Below are 19,464 nucleotides of genomic sequence, written 5' to 3' on the forward strand. Positions count from 1 at the left end.
ATCTTATTGCCGGAGCGCAGCTGTAGCAGCAGTTCCGGCAGATCGGGGTGGGTGCTTTTCAGCTCTGCAATATTGCGCAGGCGGTATATATTCAGCAGGCGGAAAGCAGAGGGGTTGATGAGCTCTATTTTTCCTTCTGCATCAAAAGACAGCATACCAATGCTGATATGCTGTACGATCGTATCAATATACTTCAGGTTCGCTTCTTTCTCAGCACGGGTTTGGCGAAAAGCGTCCAGCACTTCATTAAACTGCTGGTTCAGCTCCCGGAAGCTTTTGCCCATTTTATTATCCGCATTAAAACGGATGGAAAAATCTTCGTAGCGGATGGATTCCAGGAACAGCGTTAGCTTACGGTTTACCCGGTTCAGGTAATAATACAAACCATAGATCTGAATAATGATCAGTACAACCAATGCTATACCCGGGATAACGCCTGCCAGCCGCCATAGCCAAACACCTGCTGCTATGGTAACTGTTAGCAGCAGAATGCGGAGGAATATATTTATACTGAAATGACTCATGGGAATAAGAATTACGAATTAATCAATTACGAATTATGAATTGAGTACATCGTATTGATAACACCCAACAAACTCATTCGCTTCGATCCACTCGTAATTCGTAATTGATCAATTCGTAATTATAAATTGTATTTTTCTAATCTTCTGTACAGCGCTGCCCTGCTCAGCCCCAGCTCCCGTGCGGCTTCCGTAATATTGCCGTTCACTTTTTTCATAGCCTGGGTAATAATGGTACGTTCCATTTCTTCCAGGTTGTAGCCGGTATCCAGCTCCTGCTCTTTGGCCGGGCTTTTCACAAATACGTCTTTAGGCATCAGGCTTTTACCCTGCGATAATATAACAGCCCTTTCAATGGCATGCTGCAGCTCGCGGATGTTGCCCGGCCAGTCGTACTGCTTTAGCTGCTGTACTAAAGATTCATGTAAGCTGCTTACCGTACGTTTGTATTTATCGCGGTACAGCTGCAAAAAGTGTTCGGCTAGCGGCACAATATCCTCAACCCGCTCACGCAGGGGAGGCAGCTGGATCTCTATGGTGTTAATACGGTATAACAGATCCTGGCGGAACAGGTGCTGGCTGGCCATTTGCTGAATATGGCGGTTGGTGGCGCAGATCAGCCTTACATCTACCGGGATGGTTTTGTTGGAGCCTACTTTGGTAACGGAGCGGTTTTGCAGCACCGTTAGCAGCTTGGCCTGGAAGGGGAGGGAAATATTGCCTATCTCATCCAGGAAAATAGTACCGCTGTTAGCTTCCTCAAAACGGCCGTTGCGGTCCTCACGGGCATCGGTAAACGCTCCTTTTACATGGCCAAACAGCTCGCTTTCAAAAAGCGTTTCGCTAATGGCGCCCAGGTCCACGCTTACAAAGGGTTGTTTATTGCGCTGGCTCAGGTGGTGAATGTGGCGGGCCAGCATATCCTTACCGGTACCGTTCTCGCCCAGTATCAGTATATTGGCATCGGTGGCGGCTACCCGGTTCACAGTATCCATTACCTGCTGCATGGCAGCGCTGTTGCCGGTTATCAGCTCCCCGTCCGTATTGCTGGAGGGTTTTTCTTTTTGCGTGGCGGCCCGGTGTTTATTAAAAGCCGCCTGCATGGTGGCCAGCAGCTTTTCATTTTCCCAGGGTTTCAGCACAAAATCAGTGGCGCCGGCTTTAATGGCGCGCACGGCCATCTCTACATCGCCATAAGCGGTGAACATAACTACGGACGACTGGGGCTTCAGGTCCAGGATACGGTCCAGCCACTCAAAACCTTCCTTACCGCTGCTCAGGTCGCGGGTAAAGTTCATGTCCAGCAGTATTACATCATAATCAAAGTTGGAAACCAGGTAAGGGATCTTTTGGGGGTTGCGCTCAAAATCCACCTGTTCAAAATGGCGTTTTAATAACAGGCGGGCAGCCCTCAGCACATCCATATCATCATCAACTATCAAAATTTTTCCGGGTAGTGTTGTCGTCATCATATTTTTTAGTTCAGCAAACTATATTCCTGTATCGGTGCCAGGGGTTGGATAATGGCGGCAGCCCGCCACTGGCAATATTAATCAAAGATTTCCTTTTTCCCGGCGGTTTTCGCAGCGTTTTAAAAGTGTCCGGAAATGAACAAGTATTGTCCGGTACAGAACGTTTTTAACCGCCTGTTTTTTCGGAATCCCTTACTGGTAAAGGTTTTATAGCTTTGGCATGTTGGTTGAACTTCCAGGGCAGCCAAATAGGGCATGTCAATCATGGATAGAAAAATAGAAAAAAAATTCTGGTCAGGTAAACGTATTCTTCTGATAGGCGGCGGCAGTCTGGTAGTACTGCTGCTGGCATATAACCTCATATTTGCCGATCACCGTTCCCGGCTGAACGTGGAAAAGGATAAGATCACTGTTAGCACCGTTACCAAAGGCACCTTTGATCAATATATAGCCGTTACGGCCGTGGTACAACCCCTGAAAACCATTCGCCTGGATGCTATTGAGGGCGGGTATGTAAGCCAGAAGTACCTGGAAGGCGGCAGCATGGTTAAGCGGGGCGATTCTATTCTGCGCCTGGAAAACCAGCGTATGCAAATGGAGTTCATGAACCATGAAACAGAAATGTACCGCCTGATCAATGAACTGCAGAACACCCGCCTGAGCCTGAAGCAAAACCGCTATACGCTGGAAAAAACGCTCAGCGACCTGGATTATAAGATAGACCAGGCAAAAGATATTTACGACCGTAATAAACAGCTGGTGGATGAAAAGATAGTGGCCCGCCAGGAGTTTGTTAAAACCAAGCTGGATTATGAAGGCCTGTTAAAGCAGCGGCAGATTGAAATAGAAAGCCAGAAATACCAGGAAGAAAATGCCAAATTGCAGATAGCACAGCTGGAAGGCACTATCGCACGCACCCAGCGCAACCTGCAGATGATGAAGGATAACCTGAACAACCTGATCGTACGGGCGCCTATTGAAGGGCAGCTGTCGTCCGTGAATGTGGAGGTAGGTTCCAGCATTACCGCAGGGCAAAATATCGGGCAGATCGATGACCTGGATGGCTTTAAGATGCGCGCAGAAGTGGATGAGCATTACCTTTCCCGGGTATTTGCCGGTTTAAAAGCCTCTTTCGAGTTTAACGGTAAAACCTATGAGCTGGAAGTTACCAAAGCTTTTCCGGAGGTGATCAACGCGCGTTTTAATGTGGATATGAACTTTGTAAAAGGTACCCCGGAAGGCATACGCCGCGGGCAATCCTCCCCTATACGCCTTGAGCTGGGCAAGTCATCAGAAGCAGTGCTGCTGCCGGTGGGCGGCTTTTTCTCCGATACCGGCGGCAACTGGGTATATGTAGTGGATAAGGGCGGTAAGCGCGCGGTAAAACGCAACATATCCCTGGGCCAAAAGAACCCGCAGTTCTTTGAGGTGCTGGAAGGGCTGCAGCCTGGTGAGCAGGTGATCACTTCCTCTTATGAGAACTTCGGGGATAAGGAGGTATTAGTGTTCTAAGACCGGCCTTCCATCTATTGTATTGTTGGATCAATCTATTGGATATTTAAATTAATCAACATGATAAAAACCGTTAATCTTCAAAAGTTATTTACAACAGAAGAAGTAGAAACTACCGCCCTGAACGGTATTAATATGGAAATTCAGGATGGAGAGTTTGTAGCCATTATGGGCCCCTCCGGCTGTGGTAAATCCACCCTGCTGAACATCCTGGGCCTGCTGGATAACCCCAGTGGCGGCGAATATTTTTTCTGGGATAAGGAAGTGGCCCGTATGAGCGAGCGCCAGCGCGCGCAGCTGCGTAAAGGTTCTATTGGTTTTGTGTTCCAGAGCTTTAACCTGATCGATGAGCTAACGGTGTTTGAAAATGTTGAGCTGCCCCTTCTGTACCTGAAAGTGCCATCCAGCGAAAGAAAGCAAAAGGTGGAGCAGGTGCTGGAGCGCATGAACATCATGCACCGCCGCAACCACTTTCCGCAGCAGCTGTCCGGTGGCCAGCAGCAAAGGGTGGCCATTGCCCGCGCCGTGGTAGCCAAACCTAAAATGATCCTGGCGGATGAGCCCACAGGTAACCTGGATAGTACCAATGGTGAAGAAGTAATGAAGCTGCTGCAGGAGCTGAATGATGCCGGCACCACCATGGTAATGGTTACGCACAGCCCTTATGATGCAGGCTTTGCACACCGCATTATTAACCTGTTTGATGGTAAGGTGGTAACAGAAAATATCAAAGAGCAGTTCCATGTTTAAAAACTACCTGAAAATAGCCTGGCGAAATTTGTGGAAGCAGAAAGTTTTCACGCTCATTAACGTGGGTGGGTTAACGATAGGCCTTACCGTAAGCATGCTGTTACTGTTATGGGTGCAGCAGGAGCTGAGCTATGACAGGTATAATACAAAATGGGACCGTATTTACCGGCTTCATACCGATATACACGTAAATAACAGCAACTTTATTTCCTGCCAGGTACAGGATGTAATGGGTCCTACGCTGGCGCATGACTATCCGCAGATAGAGAAATTTGTGCGGCTGGATCCCCCGCGTGATATCCTGGTGCGGAAAGGAAATGAAACCCTGCAGGAGAAAAAGGCTGCCTGGGCAGACTCCACTATCTTTGACGTGTTCACACTGCCCCTGCTGGCCGGTGACCCTAAAACAGCGCTCACCGCTCCTTACTCTGTAGTGTTATCTGAAACGGCGGCCCGCAAATATTTCCAGTCCACGGACGTAGTGGGCAAAATACTGCATCTCAATAATACGGCAGACTACCAGGTTACCGGCGTGATGAAGGATATGCCGGATGCTTCCCATTTCCACTTCGATTTTCTTATGAGCATGTCGGAAATGGAGAACAGCCGTAGTAATAACTGGGGCAATCATAACTACTATACCTATGTGCTGGTACGCCCCGGTGTGAGCGAAAGTATTTTGAATGCCTTTCTGCGGGATGTGACAAAGAAATATATCGCTCCCTTTTATTCGGAGATCCTGCATATCAGCATGGATAAGCTGGAGCAGGGAGGCAATCATGTGCGTTATGATGCTACGCCGCTTTCCATGATACACCTGCATGCTGACAGGGCAGACCAGTCGTCCATTGAGCCCGGCGGGAATATACAATACGTATACATCTTCTCCGCTGCCGCTGTTTTTATATTACTGATCGCCTGTATAAATTTCATGAACCTTTCTACGGCCCGTTCCGCCAGCAGGGCACGGGAGGTAGGTGTACGCAAGGCGCTGGGCTCACAGCGCAAACAGCTGATCCTGCAATTCCTTTCTGAATCATGGCTGATATGCGCACTGGCTATGGGGCTTGCTGTATTGGCAGCCATTGTTTTGCTGCCCTTCTTTAACCAGCTTGCAGGCAAGCAAATGACTATTGACCTGCTGCATCAGCCCCGTCTTATCTTATACTTTCTTGCGTTATTACTGATAGTGGGCATGCTGGCGGGCGCATATCCCGCCTTCTTCCTGTCAGGGTTTAAACCTATACAGGTATTAAAAGGTAAGCTGCTATCTGACAATAATACCCGGGGATTGCGCAGCACCCTGGTGGTAGTGCAGTTTGTTATTTCCAGTGTATTGATCATTGGCACCATTGTTATTTACAACCAGCTGCATTATATACAGCACCGCCAGATCGGTTATAACCGCCAGCAGGTGCTGGTACTGCAAAATACCTACCCTTTATATAAGCAGGCAAAAGCTTTCCGGGAAGCGGTACTGCGCCTGCCCGGCGTAAAGAATGGTACCATGACGGGCTTTTTGCCTACCGGTCAGTTCCGGCAAAGCCCCAGCTTTTTCAAAGATCGTAATACCTCCGCTAACAGTGCTTTTACAACAGAAACCTGGTCGGTGGATGAGCATTATATCCCTACGCTGGACATGAAGGTAACAGCAGGCAGGAACTTTGACCCTCAACATTTTGGAACGGATTCCTCCGCTATCATCGTAAGTGAAACAGCCGCCAGGATGCTGGGCTTTAAAGACCCGGTAGGTAAGGAGCTATACGAGCCGGTAGATGGTGGTCAATTGCGTGTCTTACATATTGTTGGCGTAATAAAAGACTTCAATTATAATTCCCTGCACCAGGCCATTACGCCGCTTATGCTGCGGCTGGAGGAACAGAGGGGCAGCATGGCCTTCCGTGTTAAAACCGGTAACCTTCCGGGGCTGGTGGAGAAAATAAAACAGCAGTGGGATGCAATGGTACCCGGGCAGGTTTTCCTGTACTCCTTTATGGATGAAGAGTTTAACGCCATGTACCAGGCCGACCAGCGTACCGGGAATATTTTTGTTCTGTTTGCCGTGCTGGCCATTGTAGTAGCATGCCTGGGCCTTTCAGGACTTGCCATATTCACTGCAGAACAACGCACCAAGGAAATAGGCATCCGTAAGGTACATGGCGCATCCGTAGCAGATATTGTTACGCTGTTAAGCCGCGATTTTATTAAGCTGGTATTCATCGCTATCGTAATAGCTATACCGGTAGCGTGGTACATTATGAATAGCTGGCTGCAGGATTTTGCTTACCGTACCACTATACAATGGTGGGTGTTTATACTGGCAGGCGCCATTGCAGTGGTAATAGCGCTGTGCACCATCAGCTTCCAGTCAGTAAAAGCAGCGCTGATGGATCCTGTAAAAAGTTTGAGAACAGAATAAATAACCTTGCCACATGTTCCGTAATTATTTGAAAATAGCCTGGCGTAACCTGCACCGCAGCAAGGCATATGCGCTGATCAATATTACCGGCCTTTCAGCCGGTATGGCAGTAGCTATGCTTATAGGGCTATGGATATGGGACGAGGTTTCTTATAATAAATATCACCAGCATTACGACCGTATTGTGCAGGTAATGCGGCAGGCTACCTTCCAGGGTGTAACAAGCACCGGGTCGGCAGTACCCATACCGCTGGCAGAGTACCTGCGCACGCATTACGGCAGTGATTTTAAAAGTGTGGTAACATCCTCCTGGGCCCTGGAAAATATTATTGCAGCCGGGGATAACAAGTTAACCAGCACCGGTATTTATATGGAGCCGCAGGCCCCTGAAATGTTATCCCTGCAAATGCTGGAAGGCAGCCGGCAAACAGCGCTGCAGGATGTGAATACCATCTTGCTATCCGCCTCCCTGGCCAGGAGCTTATTTGGCAGCCAGCCGGCCACCGGCAAAATAGTGAAGCTGAATAATAAAACAGATGTAAAGGTGAGTGGCGTATATGCAGATATTCCACATAATTCCAGCTTTAGCGATCTTGCATTTATAGCGCCTTTCAGCCAGTACCTGGCCAGTTCCGGCGACTGGGCAAAACATGCTGTTACGGATTGGAATGAATATTCCTTTCAGATGTTTGCAGAGTTAAACCCGCAGGTAGATGCACAAAAAGTATCCGGTAAGATACAATCTGTAATAAAAGATAATAGTGCAGATGAATCCAACCCAATGTTGCTGCTGCACCCCATGCGTAAATGGAAATTGTATTCGGAATTTCAAAATGGAATAAATACAGGTGGCGACATACGGTTTGTATGGCTGTTTGGTTTAATCGGTGTATTTGTGCTGCTGCTGGGCTGTATAAACTTTATGAACCTGAGCACGGCCCGCGCGGCCAGGCGGGCCAGGGAAGTAGGCATCCGCAAAGCCATAGGCTCTGCAAAAGAACAGCTGGTAGGGCAGTTCTTAAGTGAATCATTACTGGTAGTAGCTATTGGGTTTTGTATAGCGCTGCTGCTGACCATGTTGTTCCTGCCTTGGTTTAATAATGTGGCAGATAAGCAGATCGCTCTTCCCTGGGGCAGCGTAAGCTTCTGGCTGTTATGTGCAGGTTTTATGCTTGTAACAGGTGTGCTGGCAGGCAGTTATCCTGCGTTTTACCTGTCGGCTTTTCAACCGGTAAAAGTATTAAAGGGCACCTTCCGCGCAGGCCGTTTTGCTGCAATGCCCCGTAAAGTATTGGTAATAGTGCAGTTTGCAGTATCGGTAATACTGATCATTGGTACGGTCATTATTTTTCAGCAGATACAATACACCAAAGACCGTGCGATAGGGTATAGCAGGGACGGGCTTATTACCATTCCCATGAACACACCTGACCTGTTCGGGCATTATGACGTGCTGCAAAAAGAGCTGCAGGCCACCGGTATGGTTGAAAACATGGCAGAATCATCCAGCCCCACAACCCAGCTGTTTTCACGCGGAGGAGAAAATATGAAGTGGCGTGGTAAAAGGGAGGAAGAAAAAATACTGTTTGGCAACATAGCCTGTACACATGATTTTGGCGCCACCATTGGTTGGCAAATACTGGCCGGGCGGGATTTTTCCCGTGAATATGCTACGGACAGCAGCGCTATGATCTTAAATGCATCGGCCGCTGCGGTGATGGGACTTAAAGATCCGGTTGGCGAAAAAATTCAGTGGGGCAAACATCAATACACGGTTATAGGCGTGGTAAAAGATCTGTTAATGGAATCGCCTTTTGCTGCCGCCATACCTACCGTATTCCGTTTGAACTACGACTGGGCGAATGTGATCACCGTTAAAATAAAACCCGGCCGCAATAACCGGGCGGCGCTGGATAAAATAGCGGCGGTGTTTAAAAAATATAACCCGGGCAGTCCTTTCAACTATAAATTCAATGACCAGGAATATGGGAAAAAATTTATGGCAGAGGAGCGTATTGGTAAGCTGGCAGGTTGTTTTGCCATACTGGCCATTTTAATCAGTTGCCTGGGCATTTTTGGATTAGCTTCTTTTACAGCGGAACAGCGCACCAAAGAAATTGGTGTGCGCAAAGTATTAGGCGCTACGGTGCTGAGCATATGGGCGCTGCTTTCCGGCGATTTTCTGAAGCTGGTGTTCATTGCTTTCCTGCTGGCGGCGCCGGCAGCCTACTATGGAATGCAACACTGGTTACAGCAGTATGAATACCGCACCCCCATTCACTGGTGGATCTTTATGGCCACCGGTGGCGCTGCATTGGGCATTACATTAACAGTAGTAAGTTACCAGGCTATTAAGGCCGCTGTTATTAATCCTGTAAAAAGTTTAAGAACAGAATAAATAGGCAGGCTACCTGTTAGCATGGAGTAGTGGATGTATGTTTATGGCAGCCGGTTTATGCACCGTAGTAACATGGTTTACCATCAGTTTTCAATTTGTGAAAGCAGCTTTAATGAACCGGTAAGATCATTGAGAACAGCGTAAATACTTTAAATAACTATGGTTTCAATCAGTACATGTTTACGAGTAGAATAACAAGTCAAATGCCGGGGGATGTGTCTACATGCCCCACATTTTTTTATCACACAAAAAAATTGAAGAATGTTCCGTAACTACCTGAAAATAGCCTGGCGTAACCTGTGGCGGCGAAAGCTGTTCACCGTTATCAATGTGCTGGGGCTGAGCGTGGGGCTTACCTGTGTAGCCTTCCTGGTGTTGTGTGTGCAGCAGATGGTAGTGAAAGATAAGTTTCATAAGCACCTGGATAACCTGTACCTGCTGCAAACGGATAATGATAATGAGAAAAATGTGTTCCCCTTATTGGAGCTCATGCAAAAGGATCTTCCGCAGGTAGTGAACGGCACCCGCGTTAATCACTGGGATGCGCCCTGGATCAGCTATAAGGATAAAACCATTAGTGAGGAGATCACCTATGTGGATACCGGTTTCCTGAATGTATTCACCTATCCGCTTAAATACGGCAATACCGCCACTGCGTTAAAAGATAAATCTTCCATTGTGCTGTCGGCCCCGGTGGCGGAAAAATTATTTGGCAACGGTAATCCCCTGGGTAAAACCGTTGCTTTTGCAGATAAGCGCCGGTTCACCGTATCCGGCGTAATGCAGCCCATACCGGCCAATGCATCTATACAACCCGCCGTGCTGTTATGGAATAAGAACTTAACAGATGACAAGGAGTTTGGCCCCATAGCAGACTGGTATAACTGCTTTACCAGCAGCTATGTGCTGCTGCAGCCCGGTGCTAATGTAGCGGCTATAGAAGCGCAGCTGAAAAAGATGGTAGCGGCCCATTTTGCTGAAGGTGCAAAAGACCGGGTTATGCACCTGCTCCCTTACCGGGAATATGCAAAAAAGTATGGTGCGCTCAACTTTGATTTTTACGTGTACGGCCTCACCTGCATAGCGGTGTTTATTTTATTGCTGGTAGCCATTAACCTGGTGAACCTGAATATGGCAGTATCTTTTACACGGGTGCAGGAGGTAGCGGTGCGCAAGGTATTAGGCTCCGGCCGCCAGGCCATATTAATGCAGTTCTTTACCGAAGTTGGTGTAATGGTATGCATTGCCCTGCTGCTGGCATGGAGCATGGCATTTATACTGCTGCCGCTGTTAAATGAGCAGCTGAACGGCTTACAGATCACCGCTGCTATGTTGTACCGGCCTGCCTTTATTGGCATATGGCTGCTAACCGGCGCCGTATTAACCCTGGCAGCCGGTGGCTACCCTGCAGCATACATCAGCGCATTAAAGCTAGCCAATGCGGTAAAAGGCAAGCTGCAGGCGGCCCCGCAAAAAGCATACATACGCCAGGGCCTTATTATAGCACAATTTGTAATAGCCGTGGTATTTATTGCAGGCAGCCTTATAATGCAGCAGCAGGTGCAGTATATGAAAGTGGGGGATGTGCGCTTTAATAAAGAGCAGGTGCTGACCGTAAAGCTGGATCTTGATTTTATGGATACTGCGCAGGCCCGCAGCGGCATTGATCATTTAATAACCCAGCTGCAGCAGCAGGCTGCAGTAAGCAGCGTATCCACCTCGCAGTGCATACCCGGCCAGTTCTGGGAAAACTATAACGCCTTTGTGGCCGAAGATGGCAGCAATAAAGAGCTGGGTATGCGCCAAACCAATATTGATAATGGTTTTGTGCCTACATACGGCATACGCATTTTACAGGGCCGGAATTTTTCTGCAGATATGGCCCTGGATAAGGAAGCGGTGCTGATCAATGAAACAGCCATGAAAAGTATGGGCTGGAGCAGCATTGAAGGTAAAACCCTTCACACCAAAGGAGGGAGGGAAAGCCTGCGGGTGATAGGCGTAACGGATGATTATCATTACCGTTCCATGGCCGGCAGCGTAGAGCCGCTGATCCATTTTTATGCCGGTAAAACCGCTATGCAGCCCGGGTACAATTACCTGAGCATAAGCATTAAGCCACAACAGGCCGCCCCGGTGATTGCGCTGCTGAAAAAAGCTTTCAGCCAAATGCCTTCTTACCGTGAATTTACGTACAGCTTTGCAGATGAGGTGTTCAATAAACAATATAAGACCATAGAAGGTATTCTTGCGCTCATTCGTTTTTTCACCATTGTAAGTGTGCTCATAGCCTGTGCCGGCATTTTTGCGCTGGTAGCCCTGGCTGCACAGCAGCGCACCCGTGAAATAGGCATCCGCAAGGTATTGGGCGCCAGTATTGTTAGCCTGGTATCCCTGTTATCCAAAGACCTGCTAAAGCTGGTAGGCATTGCCATACTTATAGCCGCACCCCTGGCCTGGTGGGCCATGCAGCGCTGGCTGCAGGATTTTGCATACCGCATCACCATATCCTGGTGGCTGCTGGCCGGGGCAGGTATGGCTACGCTGGCCATTGCCCTGCTAACCGTAAGCATACAGGCCATAAAAGCCGCTTTAATGAACCCGGTAAAAGCATTGAAAACAGAATAGAACTAAACCGTATGTTCCGTAACTACCTTAAAATAGCATGGCGTAACCTTTGGAAAACAAAGCTGCTTACTGCTGTAAATATACTGGGCTTGTCTGTAGCCTTCGCAGCCGCCATACTGCTGGTAATGACAGCCTACCGCGAATTTTCCTATGACCGGTTCCATACAAACAAGCAGCTGTACATGCTGTATATTAACACCTACCATGCACAGGGCCTGGAGCAAAGGGCTAACATGCCCATGCCGCTTACCCCCGCCATGAAACAGGAGTTCCCGGAGGTAAAGGCCGCAACGCGTATGTTATATACCTCCGGTATGTTGCGCTACCATGATAAAATATTTGAAACAGACCTGGAAGGGGTGGATGTGGATTTCCTGCACATGTTCTCTTTCCCGCTTATAAAAGGTAATACACAGGCGCCTTTGGCCAGTATGAGTAACATCGTATTATCAGCCAAAAAAGCACAAAGCATTTTCGGTAGCGAGGAGCCGGTGGGCAAACAGCTGGAAGCGCGTATCGGCGATAGCTGGAAGACCTTTATAGTAAGCGCGGTAATGAAAGATGCGCCGGACAATTCCAGTGTTGAATTTGATGCCCTGTGCCGTTTTGAGAATGCAGGCGGTTATGAAAGCCAGAAGGATGCCTGGAACTCCAGCACCCATTACGTGTATGTACAGCTGGCAGACCATGCCGGCACGGCGGCTTTTGAGCGCCGCGCCAAAGCATTCGTGAACAAATATTTTGCAGAGCGGCTGCGGGACCTGAAAAGGGATGGCGCCACACCCGGTGAGAACGGAGAGCTGATAGGCCTGCATTTAAGAAAGCTTACAGACCTGCATTTAAACGGCATTGGCTCAGAAAGCCAGGGCAAATTTTACCCTTACCTGTTATTACTGGTAGGCGCGTTCATACTTTTCATTGCCTGTATAAATTTCATGAACCTTACTATTGCCGGCGCTTTCACCCGCTCGCGGGAAATAGGCATGCGCAAAATATTAGGCGCATTCCGTTTTCAGCTCATTACCCAGATGTGGGGCGAGGCCGTGCTGGTATGCGGGCTGGCGCTGCTGATAGGTTTAGCAGCAGCCTACTTTTTATTGCCGGCTTATAATTCCCTGTTCAATAGCAAGCTTACGTTTGGATTGTTACAGCAACCGCTGTTGCTGGGTATTGCAGCACTGCTGTTTTTCCTGGTTACGTTAATGGCCGGCGGTTACCCCGCCTGGGTGGTTGCGCGTATAAACACCATCAAGGTACTAAAAGGCAGTATGCAGGCCGGCAGGTCGGGCAAGGTGCGTAATGTGCTGATGGTAACACAGTTTGTGATCTCCTCCCTGCTTATCTGCTGCACCCTTATTGCCTGGCAGCAGCTGAACTACCTGCGCAAACAGCCGCTGGGATTTAACAGGGAACAGGTTATCAGCCTGCCGCTGCCACATGATGTAAACCCGGAACAGGCGCTGAAACGTATGCGTAATACGCTGGCAGGCGAGGCCAATGTATTAAGCGTTAGCGGCACAGATATTAACCTGGGCCGTGGCCGGGATGGCTCCTCCGCCACCTCCAAAGTATCGTATGATTATAAGGGCCACGTAATAAGCAGCAACTGGCTGCGGGTTGATTATGATTATGTAAAAACACTGGACCTGACGCTGGTAGCCGGCCGCGATTTTTCACCACAATACGGTGCAGATTCTATGGCCCTGGTTATAAATGAAAAAATGGCGCAGCAGCTGGGCGGCGTAAAAGCAGCGCTGGGCGCATTACTGCCGGTGAGCGACAGTGCGCATCCCATGCAGGTAATAGGTATTGTGAAGGATTTCAACTTCCGCTCCCTGCAGGAAAAGATAGAGCCGCTTTCCATGTTCATATCACCCGGCTCCCCGCTGCAGTATATTTTTGTGAAGGTGCCCCGGGGCAACCTGCCGGCTTCCATGGCGCTGGTAACAAAACGCTGGAACGAGGCCTACCCCGGCAACCAGACAGACCCCTCTTTCCTGGATGAAAATACAGACCGGCAGTATCGTAAAGAAAAACGCTTTTCAAGTATATTTATCAGCGCGGCGGTACTGGCCATTGTAATATCCTGTATGGGGCTGTTTGCCATTTCTGTACTGGTAATGACGCAGCGTACCCGGGAAATAGGCGTGCGCAAGGTGCTGGGCGCAAGCGTTACCAGCATCGTAACCCTGCTGTCAAAAGATTTTGTGAAGCTGGTGCTCCTGTCCGTGATCATTGCCAGCCCTGTTGCCTGGTACCTGATGGAGCAATGGCTGCAGAATTACGCGTACCGCATCCATATTAATATAGGCATCTTTATAGGAGCCGCTGTAATTGCAGTGCTGGTGGCCGTTGTTACCGTAAGTGTACAATCCATCAGGGCTGCTTTAATGAACCCGGTAAAGTCTATCAGAACGGAATAAACAATTTAACTATGATACAATTAAGACATATTTCCAAGCATTACCCGGTAGGATTCGGTAAGAATGAAATTTTAAAGGATGTAGACCTCACGATCTTTGAAGGGGAGTTTGTGTCTATAATGGGCCCCTCAGGGTCGGGAAAATCTACCCTGCTGCATATACTGGGATTACTGGAAGAGCCTTCCAGCGGCGATTACCTGTTTGAAGGGGAGCTGGTAAATAAAATGAACGAGAAAAAACGTACGCAATTACACCGGGGCAGTATTGGCTTTGTGTTCCAGGCCTATCACCTGATAGATGAGCTGACGGTATATGAGAATATAGAAACTCCATTATTATATAAGAACATACCCGGCGCGGAACGTAAAAGCCGTGTAGCCGATGTGCTGGACCGTTTTAACATGGTAGCCAAAAAAGACCTGTTCCCCAACCAGCTTTCCGGCGGCCAGCAGCAGCTGGTAGGCATTGCCCGGGCTATTGTGGCAGAACCCCGCGTTATACTGGCCGATGAGCCTACCGGCAACCTGCACTCCGACCAGGCCCGGGTAATTATGCAGTTATTTAAACATTTGAATGAAACGGATAAAATCACCATCATCCAGGTTACACACTCGGAACAAAATGCTGCTTTCGGGCACCGGGTTATTGAGATCAGGGATGGCAAGATCCAGTAAAACCCTCGCGTAAAACCTGCGTTAACATACATTTCAGAAAAAACAATAAATAAAATGTTATGTTTTACACTAAATTAGTGTGGCCGTTCGCCATACCTAATAAAAATTTGCCTTTTATAAAGAAATGGCAAAGGCTATCATCACAATTACTATATTTTTGTTACGCTATGAAACTATACCAGTTTCCGGGACCCATCCTGGTAATATGTTTATTGTTTGCTAACACTGTACAAGTAGCTGCCCAGGATAAATGGAGCCTCAAACGTTGTGTGGATTATGCGATGGCTAATAACATCTCCATTAAACAGCAGGACGTGCAAAAGCGTTTGGCAGAGCTTACGTTAAAGCAAAGCCAGTTATCCCAGATCCCGAATCTGAGCGCCAGTGTTAGTGGTAACTACAACGCCGGCCGTAGCGTAAACCCTACCACGTATACTTACGAAACACAGGGCTTCCTTTCTTCCAACGCCAGCTTAAATACGAATGTTACCCTGTTCAACTGGTTCAGCAAGCGTAATACGATTGCCTCCAATATTTATCAGGCTAATGCATATGGCTTTTTACTGGAAAAGGCTAAGAATGATGTGGCCTTTAATATAGCTTCCACCTTTTTACAGATCCTGCAGAACAATGAGCAGGTGCATGTAAATGAAACCCAGCTCACCCTTACCAAAGCACAGCTGTCTAATACGGAGAAGCTGGTAGCTGCCGGCTCCGTACCGGAAAGCAACCAGGCCGATCTGCTGGCCCAGCTGGCAAGGGATAGCGCCAACCTTATCACCGCCCAGAACAATGTAATATTATCTACCCTGCAAATGAAGGCGCTGCTGAACCTGGGTTTTGATATTCCATTTCAGCCGGAAATACCCACGGATATTTCAAATATACCCTTACCCAGCCTGAATGAGGTGGATCCGGAAATGGTATTCAGTGCAGCCATGAGCACCAACCCGCTGATCCGGGCCGATTCCCTGCAGATCAAATCCTGGGAAAGGTCAGTAGCCGCATCCAGGGGCGCCATGTTCCCCACGCTGTCCTTATCAGCCGGTATTGGTACCAACTATGCCAATAATGTAAATGATATCCGTAATGTATTAACCGGTGTTAAAACAGATACGCTGGGCAATGTAAATGTAGGCGGCACCAACTACCGGGTGATCAGCGATCCCTATCCGCATTTTTCGCAGCAGAACTTTGGTAAGATCTCTTTCGGGGACCAGATCAGCAATAACTTTCAACAGGCGGTAGGCGTAAGCCTGAGCATTCCTATTTTTAACGCATGGCAGGCGCGCGCCCAGTACAAACGCAATAAGCTGAACCTGTATAACCAGGAGCTGACCCGTGACAAGGATAACCAGCAGTTAAGACAGGATATCTATACCGCACATGCCAACGCCGTAGCAGCCATTCAAAAGTTCTATGCCGCCAGCCGGGGGGTAGATGCTTCCCAAAAGGCCTTTGATTTTGCTACGAAACGCTTTAATTTAGGATTAATGAACACGATCGATTATATTACGACCCAAAATAATTTGTTCCAGGCCCAGATAAATAAGGTGTCTGCACAATATGACTATATATTCAGAATGAAATTGCTGGAGTTTTACCGGGACCAGAAAATAACCCTGTAGGCTCCCCCTCCCTTGTAACAAACCGCCTCTATGAAGAAAAAGACACTTTATTGGATTGTTGGTAGTGTAGCAACACTGATAATACTATTATTGGTACTAAAAGCCTCCGGCGTGATCGGGAAGGAGGAAGGTATCAAAGTGGCTGCAGATAAAGCTGCCAACAAAGATATTATTGAGGTGGTAGCTGCTACCGGAAAAATTTACCCTGAAATAGAAGTAAAAGTAAGCTCCGATGTATCCGGCGAAATTGTAGACCTGCCCGTACTGGAAGGCGATTCTGTTAAGAAGGGCCAGGTACTGGTACGTATATACGCAGATATTTATGGCTCACAGCGTGATAAAGCCACTGCAGCCCTGAGCCAAAGCCAGGCGCAAATGGCCAATTCCGCCGCTGCCCTGAATGCTTACAAGGCTAAGCTGGAGCAATACAAAGCTGCCTATGACAGGAATAAAGAACTGTATGCACAGAAAGTAGTATCCAAAAGTGAATTTGAAACAGCGGAATCTGCCTACCGCTCTGCCCTGGCCGACTTTACTGCCGCCACAGAGCAGGTGAACAGCTATAAATATGCAGTAGCCAGCGCACAGGCAGGGTTAACAGAGGCTAATAAGAACCTGGGCCGTACCACCATCGTATCGCCTATGCACGGGGTAGTATCCCTGCTGCCCGTTAAAAAAGGGGAGCGCGTAGTAGGTACCCTGCAAATGACCGGTACTGAGATCATGCGCATTGCCGACCTGAATGTAATGGAAGTACAGGTTGATGTAGGCGAGAATGATATACCCCGCGTAAAATATGGCGATACAGCCGTTATTGAGGTAGATGCCTACAGCAACCGTAAGTTCAAAGGTATTGTAACACAAATAGCCAGCTCCAGCAAAGGCGCCGCCACGGCCACTGCCTCCGGCACCACCTCTTCAGCAGAGCAGGTTACCAGCTATATTGTACACATCCGCATCCTGAACGACAGTTATAAAGATCTGATAGATCCTTCCCAGCCGAAGAACTTTCCCTTTCGCCCGGGTATGAGCGCCAGTGTGGATATACAAACCAAACGTAAAACACAGGTATTGTCCGTACCCATTAACGCGGTAACCACCCGTGAGGTGGAGAATGCTACCGCCAAAGCAGATGCCGCCAAAAAGAAGCAAGCAGAAAACGGTGATGATCCGCCGGCAGCAGGTAACAAGGATACCAAGGAAGTGGTGTTTGTGCTGCAAAAAGATAATACGGTAAAACAGGTAGAGGTAAAAACCGGTATACAGGACGATAATAATATTGAGATCCTCTCCGGCCTGCAACCCGGCGACCAGGTGATCAGCGGACCTTATGCTGCCGTGTCCCGTGAGCTAAAAAGCGGTAAAAAAGTAAAAGTAGTACCCGCAGCTCAGTTGTTTGAAGCCACGAAATAATGCCTTATAAATTATAGAGGGAGCTAAAAGAATGTAAAATCATAAATGCAAAATTTTAAATGTAAAAGGGGAATGCAGCGAATAAGGAACTGCATTCCCCTTTTACATTTAGCATTTAATATTTTACATTTTACATTTTTTTTAGTCCGGCCCCTGCCTTTTTAAGTACATTGCGGAAAATTCAACGGGTGAGTACAGGTATTATTGGCAGCGGCAGCTGGGCTACCGCTTTGGCAAAAATTTTAACAGATAATGGTCAGCAGGTGAATTGGTGGATCCGGAGCGAAGATACCATCCGCCATTTGCAGCAGCGCCACCATAACAAACATTACCTTACCTCGGTATATTTTGATACCCACCAGCTAAACCTCAGCAACCGGCTGCATGAGGTGGTGGCCAATAGTGATGTGCTGGTGCTGGCCGTACCCTCTGCCTTTTTGGAAGAGGTGCTGGCAGTGCTGCCGCCGGAAGCTTTACAGCATAAAAAAGTGATCTCCGCCATTAAAGGGCTGGTGCCGGAAAGCAACCAGTTTATTAATGAATACCTGGCCGATGATTTTGGGCTGCCGCTGGAACAGTACTTCACCATTACCGGTCCCTGCCACGCTGAGGAAGTGGCGAATGAAAAGCTCTCTTACCTTACCTTTTCCGGCCTGCAGCTGGAAGAAACCCAGAACATTGCAGACCTGTTTACCAACAGCTACCTGCAAACTATCGTGAATAATGACGTAATAGGCGTGCAGCTGGCCGCCGTGTTAAAGAATATTTACGCCATGGGCGCCGGCATTGCGCATGGTTTGGAGTATGGCGATAATTTCCTGAGCGTGCTTATTACCAACTGCTTCCGGGAAATGCAGCACTTCCTGGAAAAATATACTACCTGGGCCGGGCCTGTACATATGCCGGTTACCCAGCATAATTATAATGCCAGCGCCTACCTGGGCGATCTGCTGGTAACCTGCTACTCCCTGCACAGCCGTAACCGTACCTTTGGCAATATGATCGGCAAGGGCTACAGCGTAAAAGCAGCCCAGCTGGAATTAAATATGGTGGCGGAAGGGTATTACGCCAGTAAATGTATTTTTGAAATGAACCACGAAATAGGGGCTTATATGCCGGTAGCAAGGGCCGTATATGCGGTACTGTGGGAGCAGCTGAATGCGGAAGAAGCCTTTCTTGCGCTCGAAAAGGGTTTTGTATAAAAAAAGGCCAGGCCGCAAGTCATTTTAATGGTTGGTTTAAATGACACATGCTTTAAGGCCCGGCCGTTGCGCTAGATTATAACCCTTACTAATAAAAAACTATTTATTTTAAATCAGCTGTTTTGTATTCTGGAAATAGTGCCGGATCATCCACTCAATATGCGGTAATAATGCAGTGTCGGGCAGCGGGCTGTTGCTTACCGGCTCAATATGATCCTCATCATTTAAGGAATAGTCGATCTGAATGCCTTCTACAGTAACCCGGAATTTTCTTTCTTTCGCTATTTTTTTGAGGCAGATCCGCTTGGGAATGCCATTCACTTTGAATGTACAGGCGAGGTTTCTCATGCGTAGAATTTTTGTCGTCCCAAATAAATAAACTTTGGTGTTTGCCAGGAATATGGCCGGTTGCACTGTTCTGATT

At 48.1% G+C, this 19,464-nt stretch carries 12 protein-coding genes and 1 pseudogene; 10 read left to right on the forward strand and 3 right to left on the reverse strand.

Annotation, left to right across the window (positions count from 1 at the left end; translation table 11 throughout):
• Together VIM87_RS28420 and VIM87_RS28425 are read right to left on the reverse strand one after the other, a co-directional pair.
• Window positions 1–524: pseudogene (locus VIM87_RS28420) on the reverse strand (histidine kinase); the annotation flags it as partial.
• Window positions 525–643: 119 nt separating this feature from the next.
• Window positions 644–1,963, reverse strand: a complete 1,320-nt coding sequence (locus VIM87_RS28425; RefSeq protein WP_332000258.1) for a sigma-54 dependent transcriptional regulator — start codon at window positions 1,961–1,963, stop codon at window positions 644–646.
• 294 nt (window positions 1,964–2,257) lie between these two features.
• On the opposite strand from VIM87_RS28425, the gene VIM87_RS28430 reads away from it, so the two are divergent.
• The 10 genes from VIM87_RS28430 to VIM87_RS28475 all read left to right on the forward strand — a co-directional run bounded on the left by VIM87_RS28430 (window position 2,258) and on the right by VIM87_RS28475 (window position 19,040).
• Window positions 2,258–3,505, forward strand: coding sequence for an efflux RND transporter periplasmic adaptor subunit (locus VIM87_RS28430; RefSeq protein ID WP_332000259.1), 1,248 nt, complete (start codon window positions 2,258–2,260; stop codon window positions 3,503–3,505).
• A gap of 60 nt (window positions 3,506–3,565) precedes the next feature.
• On the forward strand, window positions 3,566–4,255 hold the full coding sequence (locus VIM87_RS28435; RefSeq protein ID WP_332000260.1) for an ABC transporter ATP-binding protein: 690 nt from the start codon (window positions 3,566–3,568) through the stop codon (window positions 4,253–4,255).
• Window positions 4,248–6,674, forward strand: coding sequence for an ABC transporter permease (locus VIM87_RS28440; protein ID WP_332000261.1), 2,427 nt, complete (start codon window positions 4,248–4,250; stop codon window positions 6,672–6,674). Before VIM87_RS28435 ends, VIM87_RS28440 begins: the two co-directional genes overlap by 8 nt.
• Before the next feature lie 13 nt (window positions 6,675–6,687).
• Window positions 6,688–9,072: an ABC transporter permease gene (locus VIM87_RS28445; protein WP_332000262.1), complete on the forward strand. Its 2,385-nt coding sequence runs from the start codon at window positions 6,688–6,690 to the stop codon at window positions 9,070–9,072.
• A 261-nt stretch (window positions 9,073–9,333) separates the two neighbouring features.
• Window positions 9,334–11,700, forward strand: a complete 2,367-nt coding sequence (locus VIM87_RS28450; protein WP_332000263.1) for an ABC transporter permease — start codon at window positions 9,334–9,336, stop codon at window positions 11,698–11,700.
• 11 nt (window positions 11,701–11,711) lie between these two features.
• Window positions 11,712–14,123, forward strand: a complete 2,412-nt coding sequence (locus VIM87_RS28455; RefSeq protein WP_332000264.1) for an ABC transporter permease — start codon at window positions 11,712–11,714, stop codon at window positions 14,121–14,123.
• 11 nt (window positions 14,124–14,134) lie between these two features.
• Window positions 14,135–14,797 carry an ABC transporter ATP-binding protein gene (locus VIM87_RS28460; protein WP_089907355.1) on the forward strand — a complete coding sequence of 221 codons (663 nt, stop codon included), beginning with the start codon at window positions 14,135–14,137 and terminating at the stop codon, window positions 14,795–14,797.
• 167 nt (window positions 14,798–14,964) lie between these two features.
• A complete protein-coding gene (locus tag VIM87_RS28465) occupies window positions 14,965–16,425 on the forward strand; it encodes a TolC family protein (RefSeq protein WP_332000265.1) in 1,461 nt (486 codons plus the stop codon).
• A 30-nt stretch (window positions 16,426–16,455) separates the two neighbouring features.
• On the forward strand, window positions 16,456–17,838 hold the full coding sequence (locus VIM87_RS28470) for an efflux RND transporter periplasmic adaptor subunit (RefSeq protein ID WP_332000266.1): 1,383 nt from the start codon (window positions 16,456–16,458) through the stop codon (window positions 17,836–17,838).
• Window positions 17,839–18,026: 188 nt separating this feature from the next.
• Window positions 18,027–19,040 (forward strand): NAD(P)H-dependent glycerol-3-phosphate dehydrogenase, encoded by a 1,014-nt coding sequence (locus tag VIM87_RS28475; protein WP_332000267.1) that lies wholly within the window; start codon window positions 18,027–18,029, stop codon window positions 19,038–19,040.
• A gap of 108 nt (window positions 19,041–19,148) precedes the next feature.
• Here VIM87_RS28475 and VIM87_RS28480 read toward each other — a convergent pair whose 3' ends face one another.
• Window positions 19,149–19,388 carry a hypothetical protein gene (locus tag VIM87_RS28480; RefSeq protein ID WP_332000268.1) on the reverse strand — a complete coding sequence of 80 codons (240 nt, stop codon included), beginning with the start codon at window positions 19,386–19,388 and terminating at the stop codon, window positions 19,149–19,151.
• Between the last annotated feature and the right edge of the window lie 76 nt (window positions 19,389–19,464).

The organism is Chitinophaga sp., assembly GCF_036569125.1.
Classification (GTDB): Bacteria; Bacteroidota; Bacteroidia; order Chitinophagales; family Chitinophagaceae; genus Chitinophaga.